Raw genomic sequence first — 13073 nt, 5'->3', positions numbered from 1 at the left:
TCACCCTCATGGATCAAACCAAGAAGAATGTGCTCAGTGCCGATGTAGTTGTGGTTGAGCATCCGAGCCTCTTCCTGGGCCAGGACGACAACCCGCCGCGCACGGTCGGTGAACCTCTCGAACATCTCGTCGCTCCTCACAGAGCGGTCAGGCGAGCGCGGGAGATCCGGCCCGTCGTTCCGCATGGTAGCCCCGACCCAGCAAGCCGCTCCTTGGCAGAAGGGTTCCCCAAGCGCGGGGCGTTCATGCTCTATCCAACCCCCTGCTGGGGGTGACATGTTCCCGATACGCCGCAAGCGAACGAGGTTTTAAGGGAGCGCAAACACAATCGCGCGGTTATGCGATCGTCAGATCCTCCGACGACCGCCATAACCGCGCGATCAAGGTGCGAGTTAGGAAGTGTCCCGCAGATCTTGCCGTAGCGAGGATCGTCCAGGCGGATGCATCGCAAGGTGGAGGAGGAGCCAATAGCGGAGCTATTGGCGCCGGCTCCGGGCCCCGCGGGGATTCCGAGCCTGCGAGGAATCTTCGCGGGCAGGGCGACAACGCGGCGAGGCGCCGCCCGGGCGACCGCGGTAGGCAGGAGATCTAAGGGGCACGACCTAGTGCGCGTCCTCGTACGCCTGGACGATCGAGGCGGCAATGCGGCCGCGCTCGCTCACGGGGTGTCCGTGAGCCTTCGCCCAGGCACGGATCTCCGCGCTCTTCTCGCGGGTCATGGCTCGCTGGCCCCCACCGCCCGCACCGCCACGACGGCGCCCACGGGCCTGCCCGCTGTCCGCGCGCCGCGCGCTGCCGACGAAAGGCGACAGGGCCTCGCGAAGCCGCTTCGCGTTGCCGTCGCTCAGGTCAATCTCATATGACGTGCCGTCAATCGCGAAGGTGACCGTCTCATTGGCCTCGCCGCCATCGAGATCGTCGATGAGAATCACCTGCGTGTGCTTGGCCATCCGGCAATCCTTTCGCAGCCCATAGTTTGATTCGTCAGCCAAACATATACCCGGTTTCCCCTGGCTGACAATTCATGATTGCGGATTCTCAGGAACCTCTGAGTCCGGTGACTTCTCGCGTGGCTCCCGTGCCGTGCGGAGGCCCGCCGCGTCGGAACGTACCAACTTTACGATGCCGTAGACGACCGCGCCGGCGACGACCACGGAAGGTATCAAGGCGGACAATACCTCTGTCATTCTGCCTCGCTCGTGCCGGGGGTGTCATTAGGTGCACCCGAGGAAATTCCGAGGACGTGGCAAGGCTGCCCACCTCTTGCCGGGCCGGGTGCCCTGATACGACCATAGCGCCGGGAGGGACCAGGCGCGCCTTCCGGGGTGCCCCTGGAGGGCTGGGGTAATCCTCGTCTCTCCAGCGGCCTTACCGGATGTACTCGAAATCGTACCCAGAATGCCGACCCCGGCGGTCACCGATCCTGGGCCGTCCGGCCGTTTCAGCCGCTTGCGCGCTTCCCCGGCGACGGCGGGCGGCGGGGCCGCGCGCCTCCCGGTTCTGTCCGGCGCACGTCGTAGCCGCAGGTGAGCGGCTTGCCGAGCGGGACGAACAGGCACGGACGGACAAGTGTGAAGTGGCAAACACGTCTGCGGAAAAGGCCGGGCCGGGACGTACGGCCGTTGAAGAGCTCGGCTGAAACGAGGAGCCCGCGTCAGGGCGGCCGGATCTTCACAAGGGGCCCGGCAGCCTTCTCGTACGGCGCGCACGCCTCGCGCGATATACGCGCAAGCAGATCGCCACCGCCTGGAAGCCTCGTAAAAAGAGAGGACCTGCCGGTTCCATCAAGATCGACGAGCAGGTGGTCTGAAGATCGAAAAAAGGAGCGGGGGCACAATCACGTGGACGGCCCGGGCGGCCGCGGCGTCAGAGTTTCCCACGGCCAAACGATCCCCGCATTCCGCGGGCGCCGCCCGCGGCCGGGTAGAGCGGGTGGGCTTCCGGGAGCGCCATAAGGCCCTGTGCGGCTCCATACGGCCCCATAAGCGCCCCTGACGGTTCCTTAAGCCGCCCGTGGACGGATATGACCCGGGGGACGGCGGGGGCAGGTCTTAAGGATTGGCGCCGGGGGCGGTCTCGCGGTCATTGGGCACCTCTCGGGACGGTGAACCCAAGCATGGCATGCCCGGGAGGCCCCGCAAGGATTTTCCGTCACAGCCGGGTGAGCGGACGGTGCGGACGCGGCCATAGCGACCCATAGAAAAACGGGGCCGATGGTCCGTTCCATCGACCCCGTCCGTCGTCGTTACTTGACCTTGACCACCACGGTGTTGGCGACCTTGTCATGCAGCGCCTGATGCAACGGCTTGTCCCACAACAGCCACAGCACGTTCAGAAGAGAGGCGATGCTCGCGAGGTAGCTGATAACGGGAATCCACTGCAGGAACTCGAAAGCGTAGAGCACGCCGGCGCGCTTGAGCGCGGCGTCCTGGGGAAGCCCGCCCGCGTCGAGAGTGCCGCCGACCTGAACGACCTTGATGCCCATGACTTTCTTGCCGAGCGTCTGCCCCTGCGCCCGCAGCATGAGGAATTCATAGACGACCATGACGAGGCCGCCCAGGATCGCCGTGAGCAGTGACGCCAGGAAGTAACCGCTCCCGGGGTTGTAAACCCCGCTCGTGATGTCGATGCTCGCGTTGGTGACGACGATCCCCGTGATCACGAGCGTGATGATCGCGAGAGGAATGCCGACGATCACGCCGTCGATGATGCGGGCGACGAGGCGCTGCCACCACTCCGCGAGCGGAGCCGGAGCGCCGGGCGGAACCGGCCCCGTGGCCCCGTACGGCTGGCCGTAGCCGGGCTGACCATAGCCCTGCTGGCCGTACTGCTGCTGCCCGTAACCGGGCTGCTGGCCGTACCCCTGCTGGGCGGCCGGCTGGGCGTACTGCTGCTGCCCGTACTGATCCTGGCCGTACTGCTGCTGGCTCTGCTGGGCGCCGTAACCCTGCTGCGGGCCGGTCTGGCCGTAACCCTGCTGCTGGCCGTAGTCCTGGGGGCCGGTCTGCTGGCCGTAGCCGCCCTGGGACGGCTGGCCATACTGCTGCTGCTGGCCCTGCTGGGCGCCGTAACCCTGCTGCGGGCCGGTCTGGCCGTAACCCTGCTGCCCGTAGCCCTGCTGCTGGCCGTAGTCCTGGGGGCCGGTCTGCTGGCCGTAGCCGCCCTGGGACGGCTGGCCATACTGCTGCTGCTGGCCCTGCTGGGCGCCGTAGCCCTGCTGGCCGTACTGCTGCTGGCCCTGCTGGGCGCCATAACCCTGCTGCGGGCCGGTCTGGCCATAACCCTGCTGGGCGTAACCCTGCTGTGGGCCGGTCTGGCCGTATCCCTGCTGGCCCTGCTGGGCGCCATAGCTCTGCTGGCCGTACTGCTGCTGCCCGTAGCCCTGCTGCTGGGCGGCCTCCTGGCCATAGCCCTGCTGCTGCGGGGCCGGCTGACCGTACCCCTGCTGGCCGTACTGCTGCTGGCCCTGCTGGGCGCCGTAGCCCTGCTGCTGGCCGTAGCCGCCCTGCGCGGGGTCGTGGCCGGGCGGCTGCTGCGGGCCCGTGTGCTGTCCCGAGTGGCGGTAGCTGACGACCGTGACGTCGGGGTCGTAGTCCTGGGGCTGTCTGTCCGTGTTGTACCCGGGGTTCGATGGCGGCGGTGGCGTTCCGTCCGACTCGTCCTGGGGGTACGGCGGCTGTCCGGTGCTCACCGTGTCACCTCGTTTCGAAGACGCATGCGCCGAACGTCTGTAGCACACGCTGATATTGCCAAAAGTAGCGACAGGTGTATCAACAGTCACCTTTGCAGTAGTCGACAACCATCGTCAAGATCATCGATCAATGCTCATCAATCGTGATCAATGACGGTCGAGGTGCAGCAACATCCGGGTGTTCCCCAGCGTGTTCGGCTTGACGTGCTCCAGGTCGAGAAACTCGGCGACACCCTCGTCGTACGACGCGAGGAGTTCCGCGTACACCTCCTGGGAGACCGGGGTGCCCTGGATGGGCCTGAAGCCGTGCCTGGCGAAGAACTCCACCGCGAACGTGAGGCAGAAGACCCTCCGCACGCCGAGGTCCCTGGCGGTCTCGATGAGCGCGCCGACGATCCGATGGCCGATGCCTCCGCGGCGCGCCGCGGGGTCCACCGCGACGGTTCTGATCTCGGCCAGGTCCTCCCACAGCACGTGCAGCGCGCCGCAACCGACGACCTGCCCGTCCGTCTCGGCCACCCAGAACTCCTGGACGTCCTCGTACAGCGTGACCGTGCTCTTCTTGAGCAGACGGGGACCGACACCCGAGTACGCGTCGACGAGGCGCCGGATCGCCCGGACGTCCGGCGTCCTGGCCCGGCGCACCGTCACGGCCGTGGCACCCGATTCACTGGATGTCTGCGCGGCGACCTGCTCCATGACCGGCCAGCCTAGCCGGAGCGCGGCCGATCCCACGCGGCCGATCCCACGCGGTCGGCACGGAGCGTCCCCCACGGATAACGGTCATTCCCAAACGCCACACCCGACATGAGGTTTGACCGTCCGTAGCCGCCAGGATACGGACGGATGCGCGCCCGCACCCCGAGGCGGCCATCCCGGTTCGTCCCACTTTTTCCAGCTGTCCGAGCCGCACATCGAAACTCTCGGATCGCTCCAAACACAGGTGAACGCGGACGTATCACTACCGAGCTCGTGACCCGACCGTGATCATTTGGTTGTCAAACGTAGACGGGTTTCGGAGTTCTGGTTGAGCAAGAACTCGCCGTGCACTATCGTCCAGCGACGATGCCGGTCATCGTGAGCGCTCACGACGACCGGGCGCCGAATCTTCGAAGCACCGAGTGCGAAGGGGAGCCGGGGACCCAACTGCAGGATCAGGATCGGTTCGATCTCAGATCGTCAAGGGGTGAATCCACCAAGGTAGGGCTACTCCGGCCCGAACCCGTCAGCTAACCCGGTAGGCGCTCAGAAGTGCTCCGCCGTGCGGCCCCGTCCCGACGACGGGCCCGCCGCGGAGCACACGTGGGAGAGGAGCTCGGTTGCGCACGCGTGGAGGACGGCCGGCGGGCAGGCACGCCCGTGGCCGACGGTCCGGATCCGGCACGGCCGGTCCGGGTGCCATCCGCCGTCTGGCGTTCGTCGGCGTCGCGATCAGCGCGATCACGTTCGGCGCCCCGGTGGTCCGCGCCACCGCCGACCCCAAGCCGAGCCTCAAGGAACTCACGGCGCAGGTCGAGAACCTCTACACCGAGATCGAGACGCTCAGCGAGCAGTACAACGGCGAGCGCGTACGCCTGAAGGCGGCCGAGCGGTCCGCCGACCTCGCCAAGAAGAACCTCGCCAAGAGCGAGGCCGAGCTCGAGGTCCGCCGGCAGAAGGCGAGCGCTCTCGCGCAGCACTCCTACATGACCAACGGGCTCGGCAACGCGCTCGTGCTCATCGACAGCGACGCCGACCCCCGGCGCTACCTGGACCAGGCCTCCACGACGTACGCGCTGGAGCTGCAGCAGAGCCAGGAGGTCGCCGAGGTCACCAAGGCCATGGACGCCGCCGCACGGGCCAGGGAGAGCGCCTCCGCGCGGCAGGCCGAGGTCAAGAAGCTCCTCAGCGGCCTCGACTCGCGGCGCGACAAGATCACAAAGCTGATCAAGAAGACCGAGAGCAGCCTCTACCGGCAGGTCTCCCAGACGATCGGCCGCGAGACGCGGACGAGGACGTCGTTCCCCATCATCGGTGACGGCAAGGCCGCCCAGGCGGCCCGCTGGGCCCTCAGGCAGCAGCTCAAGCCGTACGTGTGGGGCGCCGAGGGTCCCGGCTCCTTCGACTGCTCCGGCCTGGTCATGGCGGCCTACCAGTCCGTCGGCATCAGCCTGCCCCACTACACGGGCGACCAGTGGACGGCCGGCACGCACATCCCCCGTGACCAGCTCCGCCCCGGCGACCTGGTGTTCTTCTACCCCGACCTGCATCACGTGGGCATCTACATCGGCAATGGCTACATGATCCACGCGCCGCAGACGGGAGACGTCGTCCACATCGCGAAGATCGCCGGACGGCCGTTCGCGGGAGCGGTGCGCGTCGCCGACTGAGCCCCTCCTCTACAGAGGGGCACCGGGCCCTTCCCCCGCAGAGCGAAGGCGGTCAGATGAGGCGGCGGCGTGCCGCCCAGGCGACGGCCTCGATCGCGGTCGCGACGCCGATCCGGTCGCAGATGCACCGCAGCCGGCGCCGCACGGTGCGCCCGCTGACGTCGAGACTGCGGCCCACCCGGTCGGCGGTCACTCCCTTGGCCAGCTCCGCGAGAAGAAGTAGATCCTCTTCGGTGAGACCGGCACGATCAAGGTCCGAGGCGAGACTGTCACCTCGGTAGACGACCTCGGGAATACCCATCGTCCGCCCTCCCCCACGACGATGATTCGTCGGCCCACCCTTCAGGGAAGGTAAACGCCTCCCTGGAAGGTCGTCAAGGTTCGGAGTCGGAGCATCGGTCGTACGCCTCCCGGGCCGCCTCGACATCCTCCATGTGGATCTCGGCCCAGCGCTTGATCGCCTCCAGCAGCGGCATGAGGTCCTCGCCCAGGGGCGTGAGCCGGTAATCGACCCGGACCGGCACCGAGGGGGTGACCGCGCGGGAGACCAGGCCGTCGCGTTCCATCGTCCGCAGCGTCTGCGTGAGCATCTTCTGGCTGACGCCGGCGATCGTCCTCGCCAGCTCGCTGTAGCGGAGCGGGCCGTCGGCGAGCGCGGTGAGCGCCAGGCTCACCCACTTGTCGCTGAGCGTGTCGAGCAGCTTCCTTGACGGGCAGGTCGCGACGTAGGCGTTGTAGCGCTGACGCGCGTCCTCGCGCCGCTCGGCCGCGGTCTGAGTGGCCATCGTCTTCCCTTCTCCTCCCTTACGCACTTCCAGGTGCCTTCTTACCGGGAGAGAGTAGCTCTTCATAGGCTCCTTGCCATACCGCAAGGAGGAACTCATGAGAGCACTGGTGGCGCGAGACGGAGCCGTACGGGTCGTCGATGTGGCGGAGCCGGAGCCGGGGCCGGGGCAGGTGCGGATCAGGGTCGAGGCGGCGGCGGTGAACCCCGTCGACCTGCTCACCGCCGCGGGCGCCCTCGCCGACTACAAACTCATGCCGCACCAGGAGACGTACGCACTCGGGTGGGACGTGGCGGGCGTGGTCGATCGCACCGGCCCGGCAGTGACGGGCGTACGTCCGGGGGATCAGGTCATCGGGCTGTCGGACCGGCTGACGGACCCGCTCAAGGCCCAGGCGGACCTGGTGGTGCTGGACGAGACGGCGGTCGCGCCCGCACCCGCCGGGGTGGCCGCGCCCGAGGCGTCGACGCTGCCGCTGAACGCGCTCACCGCCGTCCAGGCGCTCGACCTCGCCGGGCTCGCCGAGGGCGAGACCCTGCTCGTCACGGGAGCGGCCGGCGGCCTCGGCGGCTATCTCGTGGAGCTGGCCGTGGCGCGGGGGCTCAGGGTCGCGGCGGTCGCCGCGTCAGGCGACGAGCCGCTGGTGCGGGGCTTCGGGGCGGAGTGGTTCGTGCCGAGGGGCGCCGACCTGGCCGCCGCCGTCAGAGCCGTCGTTCCCGGCGGCGTGCACGGCCTGGTGGACGCGGCGGTCGTCGGCCTGCCCGCGCTGGACGCGGTGCGCAACGGGGGCGCGTTCGTCGCCGTCGGCGCCGGGCTGGACCCCATCCCGCTGCGCGGCATCCGGGTCTCGACGGTGTTCGTCCGCGCCGACGCGGCCCAGCTCCGGGACGTCGCGAAGCTGGCCGAGGCGGGACGGCTGAGCATGCGGGTGGCCGGCACCTACTCACTGGAGCGGGCGGCCGAGGCGCACGAACGCCTGCGCAAGGGTGGCCTGCGCGGCCGGCTGGTCCTGCTGCCCTGACCTCGCTGAACTGCCCGCCCTGGCTTGCTCTGGCTTGCCCTGGCACACGGCCGCGGGCCGGACGGCCATGCCGTCCGGCCCGCTCGCAGGAGATCGGACGCAGGATCAGGAACGACCGATCAGGAACGACCGATCAGTCGCGACCGAGCAGCTCGCGCACCCGGTCACGGCCCACGGCCAGCAGCAGCGTGGGCAGCCGCGGGCCGGTTTCGTGGCCGACGAGCAGCCGGTAGAGCAGGGCGAAGAACGCGCGCTGGGCGGCCTTCAGCTCCGGCGTGGCCGCCTTCGCGTGCATGTCGAGCCCGGCCTGCACCTTCGGCACGCCGTAGACGAGCGTGGTCAGCCCGTCGAGCGACCAGTGCTCGTCGAGGCCCTCCGCCAGCAGGCGCAGCGACTCGCGGTCCTGCTCACCGAGCGTGTCGAGCAGTTCCTTGTCGGGCGTCTCGCGCACCTGCGTGCGCTCCTCCGCGGGCACGTACGTGTTCACCCAGTGCTGGGCACGGTCGAGCCGCGGCCGCAGCTCGTCCAGCCCGCCGATCTCCGGGTCGAACGCGCGCAGGATGCGCAGCGTCTGCTCCTCGTGCCCGGTGGCGATGTCCACGACCGAGGCGAGCGTCCGGTAGGGCAGCCGCCGCGGCGTCTCCGGCAGGGCCCGGGAGGCCGTGCTCGACGCGCGGCGGTAGGCCGACTGGTCGGCCGGCAGCGCCGTGCCGTCCTGCACCTTCCTGGCCAGCGTGTCCCACTCGTCGTACATCCGCTGGATCTCCTGGTCGAAGGAGACCTTGAACGACTGGTTGGGACGGCGGCGGGCGTACAGCCAGCGCAGCAGCGCGGGCTCCATGATCGACAAAGCGTCGGCCGGGGTCGGCACGCCGCCCTTCGAGCTGCTCATCTTGGCCATGCCGCTGATGCCGACGAAGGCGTACATCGGCCCGATCGGCTGCGGAGCGCCGAACACCTCACGGACGATCTGGCCGCCGACGACGAACGACGATCCCGGCGAGCTGTGGTCCACACCCGACGGCTCGAAGACCACGCCCTCGTAGGCCCAGCGCATCGGCCAGTCGACCTTCCACACCAGCTTGCCGCGGGTGTGCTCGGACAGCAGGACGGTCTCGCTGTGGCCGCACACGCAGGTGTACGACATCGCGGTGGTCTCGTCGTCGTACGACGTGACCGTGGTCAGGTCGCGGTCGCAGACCGAGCAGTAGGGCTTGTAGGGGTAGTAGCCCCCGGCGCCGGAGCCGTCGTCCTCGCTCGCGGCCCCCGATCCCTCCAGGGCGGCGGCCTCGTCGGCGTCCACGACCTCCTTGGCCTTGGCCTTCTTGGTGCGGTACTGGTCGAGGATCGCGTCGATCCGCCGCCGCTCGCGCATGGCGAGCAGCACCTGCTCCCGGTAGGCCCCGGAGGTGTACATCTGGGTCTGGCTGATGCCGTGGAACTCCACGCCCAGCTCCGCCAGCGCGGCGATCATCGGCGCCTTGAAGTGCTCGGCCCAGTTCGGGTACTCGCTGCCGGGCGGGGCCGGGACGGAGGTCAGCGGCTTGCCGATGTGCTCGTTCCACGCGGGGTCGATGCCGACCGGAACCTTGCGGAAGCGGTCGAAGTCGTCCCACGAGATGATGTGCACGCACTCGTAGCCGCGCCGCCTGATCTCGTCGGCCACCAGGTGCGGGGTCATCACCTCACGCAGGTTGCCCAGGTGGATCGGGCCGGACGGGCTGAGGCCGGACGCGCAGACGACGGGTTTGCCCGGTGCGCGCCGTTCAGCCTCGGCGATGACCTCATCGGCGAAACGCGCCACCCAGTCGGCGTCCATCACGTCAGTCCTCTCTGAACGGGATCCTGCCTTCTATGGTCCCGTACGCGAGGGAGTCGTCAGGACGCGTTCCGGGCGTAGACCAGCCGCAGGCCGATCAGCGTGAGCCAGGGCTCGTGCACGTCGATCGTACGGGCCTCGCCGATGACGAGCGGGGCACCGGTGCCCGTGGCGACCACGGTGACGTCGTCGGGGTCGGAGGCCAGCTCGGCCGTCATGCGGTCCACGATGCCGTCGACCAGGCCCGCGAAGCCGTAGATGATGCCCGACTGGAGCGCCTCTACGGTGTTCTTGGCGATCACCGACCGGGGCCGGACCAGCTCGACCTTGTGCAGCTGGGCCCCGGCCGTGGCCAGCGCGTCCACCGAGATCTCCAGGCCGGGCGCGGTCACCGCCCCGACGTACTCGCCCCGGGCCGAGACGGCGTCGAACGAGGTGGCCGTGCCGAAGTCCACGATCACGCACGGCCCGCCGTACAGGGTGGTGGCGGCGAGCGCGTTCACGATGCGGTCGCTGCCGACCTCCTTCGGGTTGTCCATGCGGACCGGGACGCCCGTGCGGACGCCCGGCTCGACGACCACCGCCGTGACGTCGCCGTAGTAGCGCCTGGACATCTCCCGCATCTCGTTGAGCACCGACGGGACCGTGGAGCAGATCGCGATGCCGCTGATGTCGGCGTCCTTGAGCAGCGGCGACTGCCCGAGCAGACCCTGGAGCACCACCGCGATCTCGTCCGCCGTACGGCGGGGGTCGGTGGCGATCCGCCAGTGCTCGATCACCTCTTCACCCTCGAACAGGCCCAGCACCGTGTGGGTATTGCTGACGTCGATGGTGAGCAGCATTCCCTGATTATGCATCACGAAGATCTAGACCAAGGTCGAGTGCCGGGGCCGAGTGCGTGAGCGCGCCGACGGACAGGTAGTCGACCCCGGACTCGGCGACGGCGCGGGCGGCGTCCAGGGTCAGCCCGCCGCTCGACTCCAGCCGCGCCCGGCCGGCCACCAGCCGTACGGCCTCGGCGAGCTGGTCCACGGTGAAGTTGTCGAGCAGGATCTCGTCGGCGCCCTCGGCCAGAACCGGCTCTATCTGGTCGATCCTGTCCACCTCGACCTCGATGGGCAGGCCGGGGAAGGCCTGCCGTACGGCGCGGAACGCCTCGGCGACGCCTCCGGCGGCGACGACGTGGTTGTCCTTGATCAAAGCGGCGTCGTGCAGGCCCATCCGGTGGTTGACCCCGCCGCCGGCCCGGACGGCGTACTTCTCCATGGCGCGCAGCCCCGGCAGCGTCTTGCGGCTGTCGCGGATGCGGGCGCCGGTGCCCTCGACGGCGTCCACCCAGCGGCGGGTCTGGGTGGCGATGCCGGACAGATGGGTGAGGAAGTTGAGCGCGGTGCGCTCCATCGTGAGCAGGTCCCTGGTCGCGCCCCGCACGGTCATCACCACGTCGCCCGGGCGCACGCGGTCGCCGTCGGCGGCGTGCCGCTCGACCTCGACCGGCCCGGAGGCCTGACGGAAGACGGTCTCGGCCACGGCCAGGCCGGCGACCACGCCCTCCTTGCGGGCCACCACGTCGGCGACGGCCCGCTGGTCGGCGGGGATGGTGGCGACCGAGGTCACGTCCTGCCCCCCGGCCAGGTCCTCCTCCAGCGCGGCGCGGACGAGACCGAGCACGGCGTCCGGGTCGAGGCCGGTCGTCTCCAGCTCGGTCCGCAGTTCCTCGTGAGGCGTGTACGTCAAGGTCAGTCCCTCCGTCGTCAGGGCGATGTCGATGTGCGCCCGCCAGTGGGCGTCGTCGCGGTCGGGGTGGTCCTCCCGCCAGTGCGAGCCGCGGGTCTCCTCGCGCACGGAGGCCGCGGCGACCAGTGCGGAGGCCACCGTGAGGAGGTTGGTCGCCTCCCACGACTCGGTGCAGGGCTCGACCGCGACCGGCGTCCAGCGGGCGTCGGAGAGCGCGCGGGTGACCTGCGCGAGGCTCCGGTCGCTGCGCAGCACCCCGGCGCCCCGGCTCATGTGGCTCTGGACCCTCGGCCGCGTACGCGGGTCCACCAGGCCCTCGGGCCGGTCGTCGGCCGCGACGGGCTCGCGCGGCGTGAGGCCGCGAGTCAGGTTTCCGGCCGCCAGATCGGCGGCGATGCGCTCGCCGTAGACGAGCCCTTCCAGCAGGGAGTTGGAGGCCAGCCGGTTGGCGCCGTGCACGCCCGTGCAGGCCACCTCTCCGCAGGCGTACAGGCCGGGCACGCTGGTCCTGCCGTGCAGGTCGGTGCGCACGCCGCCGCTCGCGTAGTGGGCGGCGGGGGCGACGGGGATGGGCTCGGTGACGGGGTCGATGCCGTGCTCGCGGCAGACGGCGAGGATCGTGGGGAACCTGGAGCGCCACTTCTCCTCGCCGAAGTGGGTGGCGTCGAGGTAGACGTGGTCGGCGCCGGTCCGCGCCATCTGTCGCATGATCGCCTTGGCGACCACGTCGCGGGGCGCGAGGTCGGCCAGCTCGTGCACGCCCTGCATGAAGCGCTCGCCGTTCGAGTCGATCAGCACCGCGCCCTCGCCGCGCACGGCCTCGGAGACGAGGGGCTGCTGGCCGGTCGAGCCCTCCCCCAGCCACAGGACCGTGGGGTGGAACTGCACGAACTCGATGTCCCTGACCACCGCGCCGGCCCGCAGAGCCAGCGCCACGCCGTCTCCGGTGGACACCACGGGGTTGGTGGTGGCCGCGTAGACCTGGCCCATGCCGCCGCTGGCCAGCACCACGGCCCCGGCCCGTACGGCGCCGACGCCGTCGCGGGCGCCCTCCCCCATCACGTGGAGCGTGACCCCGCAGGCGTGGCCCTCGGCGTCGAGGAGGAGGTCGAGGGCGAGGGCGTGCTCGATGACCTCGATGCGGGGCTCGGCCAGCACCGCCTCGGCCAGGGCCCGCTGCACCTCGGCGCCGGTCGCGTCGCCGCCCGCGTGGACGATCCGGTTGCGGTGGTGACCGCCCTCGCGGGTGAGCTGGAGCTCGCCGTCGGTGTCGCGGTCGAACTCGGCGCCGTGGCTCATCAGCCGCTTCAGCGCGTCGGGGCCCTCGGTGACCAGGACGCGTACGGCCTCCTCGTCGCACAGGCCGACCCCGGCGACGAGCGTGTCCCTCAGGTGCTCGTCGGGGGTGTCCTCGGGGTCGAGCACGGCGGCGATGCCGCCCTGGGCCCATCGGGTGGACCCGGCCGACAACACGTCCTTGGTGACCACGAGCACCCGCGCCCGGGGGTCGAGTTCGACGTGGCGCAGCGCCACGGTGAGGCCGGCGATGCCGGACCCGATAACGACCGCGTCGGCCTCGACGGTCCAGCCGGGTGCGGGGGCGGTGAGTCTGCGTGCGAGCGCCACCATGAGGGGATCCCCTTTCGTCATA

Annotated in this window: 11 protein-coding genes and 1 riboswitch; of the genes, 2 read left to right on the top strand and 9 right to left on the bottom strand. The window is 69.9% G+C overall.

Features of this window, described 5'->3' with window-relative positions; all coding sequences use genetic code 11:
- The 4 genes from HHX35_RS45260 to HHX35_RS38985 form a co-directional block, all read right to left on the bottom strand.
- Positions 1-125 (bottom strand): Clp protease N-terminal domain-containing protein (locus tag HHX35_RS45260; RefSeq protein WP_139578418.1); only part of this gene is annotated, 125 nt, incomplete at its 3' end.
- A gap of 477 nt (positions 126-602) precedes the next feature.
- On the bottom strand, positions 603-950 hold the full coding sequence (locus HHX35_RS38995) for an Lsr2 family protein (RefSeq protein ID WP_139580912.1): 348 nt from the start codon (positions 948-950) through the stop codon (positions 603-605).
- Between the two features lie 1295 nt (positions 951-2245).
- Complete coding sequence (locus HHX35_RS38990; protein WP_182903606.1) at positions 2246-3691, bottom strand: RDD family protein; 1446 nt, start codon at positions 3689-3691, stop codon at positions 2246-2248.
- A gap of 147 nt (positions 3692-3838) precedes the next feature.
- On the bottom strand, positions 3839-4390 hold the full coding sequence (locus HHX35_RS38985; protein ID WP_139580276.1) for an amino-acid N-acetyltransferase: 552 nt from the start codon (positions 4388-4390) through the stop codon (positions 3839-3841).
- Between the two features lie 390 nt (positions 4391-4780).
- Positions 4781-4950, top strand: a riboswitch (cyclic di-AMP (ydaO/yuaA leader).
- Positions 4951-5010: 60 nt separating this feature from the next.
- Here HHX35_RS38985 and HHX35_RS38980 point away from each other — a divergent pair.
- The gene (locus HHX35_RS38980) at positions 5011-6060 is read left to right on the top strand and encodes a C40 family peptidase (RefSeq protein WP_259405803.1); all 1050 of its coding nucleotides are present in this window, start codon (positions 5011-5013) and stop codon (positions 6058-6060) included.
- A gap of 52 nt (positions 6061-6112) precedes the next feature.
- Here the strand turns inward: HHX35_RS38980 and HHX35_RS38975 are convergent, their stop codons facing one another.
- Positions 6113-6361: a LuxR C-terminal-related transcriptional regulator gene (locus tag HHX35_RS38975; RefSeq protein ID WP_139580277.1), complete on the bottom strand. Its 249-nt coding sequence runs from the start codon at positions 6359-6361 to the stop codon at positions 6113-6115.
- A gap of 73 nt (positions 6362-6434) precedes the next feature.
- The gene (locus tag HHX35_RS38970; protein WP_182903605.1) at positions 6435-6845 is read right to left on the bottom strand and encodes a helix-turn-helix domain-containing protein; all 411 of its coding nucleotides are present in this window, start codon (positions 6843-6845) and stop codon (positions 6435-6437) included.
- A 97-nt stretch (positions 6846-6942) separates the two neighbouring features.
- Here HHX35_RS38970 and HHX35_RS38965 point away from each other — a divergent pair, with 97 nt between their 5' ends.
- Positions 6943-7866 carry an NADP-dependent oxidoreductase gene (locus HHX35_RS38965; RefSeq protein ID WP_182903604.1) on the top strand — a complete coding sequence of 308 codons (924 nt, stop codon included), beginning with the start codon at positions 6943-6945 and terminating at the stop codon, positions 7864-7866.
- A gap of 133 nt (positions 7867-7999) precedes the next feature.
- Here HHX35_RS38965 and lysS read toward each other — a convergent pair whose 3' ends face one another.
- The 3 genes from lysS to HHX35_RS38950 are packed head-to-tail and all read right to left on the bottom strand — an operon-like array spanning position 8000 to position 13051.
- Complete coding sequence (gene lysS / locus HHX35_RS38960; RefSeq protein ID WP_182903603.1) at positions 8000-9685, bottom strand: lysine--tRNA ligase; 1686 nt, start codon at positions 9683-9685, stop codon at positions 8000-8002.
- A gap of 59 nt (positions 9686-9744) precedes the next feature.
- Entirely contained in the window at positions 9745-10527 is a 783-nt protein-coding gene (locus HHX35_RS38955) for a type III pantothenate kinase (RefSeq protein WP_079319601.1), read from the bottom strand.
- A 7-nt stretch (positions 10528-10534) separates the two neighbouring features.
- Positions 10535-13051 carry an L-aspartate oxidase gene (locus tag HHX35_RS38950; RefSeq protein ID WP_182903602.1) on the bottom strand — a complete coding sequence of 839 codons (2517 nt, stop codon included), beginning with the start codon at positions 13049-13051 and terminating at the stop codon, positions 10535-10537.
- Positions 13052-13073 lie beyond the last annotated feature (22 nt).

Origin of the sequence: Microbispora sp. H10830, from assembly GCF_014161375.1 — a bacterium.
In the GTDB taxonomy this organism is placed as follows: Bacteria; Actinomycetota; Actinomycetes; order Streptosporangiales; family Streptosporangiaceae; genus Microbispora; species Microbispora catharanthi.
The sequence above is the reverse complement of the archived record's forward strand: the minus strand, read 5'-3'. Positions and strand labels throughout refer to the sequence as shown.

Bases quoted from the DNA above. Each gene is read 5' to 3' on its own strand.
- HHX35_RS38995 (WP_139580912.1), bottom strand. From the start codon at position 950: ATGGCCAAGCACACGCAGGTGATTCTCATCGACGATCTCGATGGCGGC.
- HHX35_RS38985 (WP_139580276.1), bottom strand. From the start codon at position 4,390: ATGGAGCAGGTCGCCGCGCAGACATCCAGTGAATCGGGTGCCACGGCC.
- HHX35_RS38975 (WP_139580277.1), bottom strand. From the start codon at position 6,361: ATGGGTATTCCCGAGGTCGTCTACCGAGGTGACAGTCTCGCCTCGGAC.
- HHX35_RS38970 (WP_182903605.1), bottom strand. From the start codon at position 6,845: ATGGCCACTCAGACCGCGGCCGAGCGGCGCGAGGACGCGCGTCAGCGC.
- HHX35_RS38965 (WP_182903604.1), top strand. From the start codon at position 6,943: ATGAGAGCACTGGTGGCGCGAGACGGAGCCGTACGGGTCGTCGATGTG.
- lysS (WP_182903603.1), bottom strand. From the start codon at position 9,685: ATGGACGCCGACTGGGTGGCGCGTTTCGCCGATGAGGTCATCGCCGAG.
- HHX35_RS38955 (WP_079319601.1), bottom strand. From the start codon at position 10,527: ATGCTGCTCACCATCGACGTCAGCAATACCCACACGGTGCTGGGCCTG.
- HHX35_RS38950 (WP_182903602.1), bottom strand. From the start codon at position 13,051: ATGGTGGCGCTCGCACGCAGACTCACCGCCCCCGCACCCGGCTGGACC.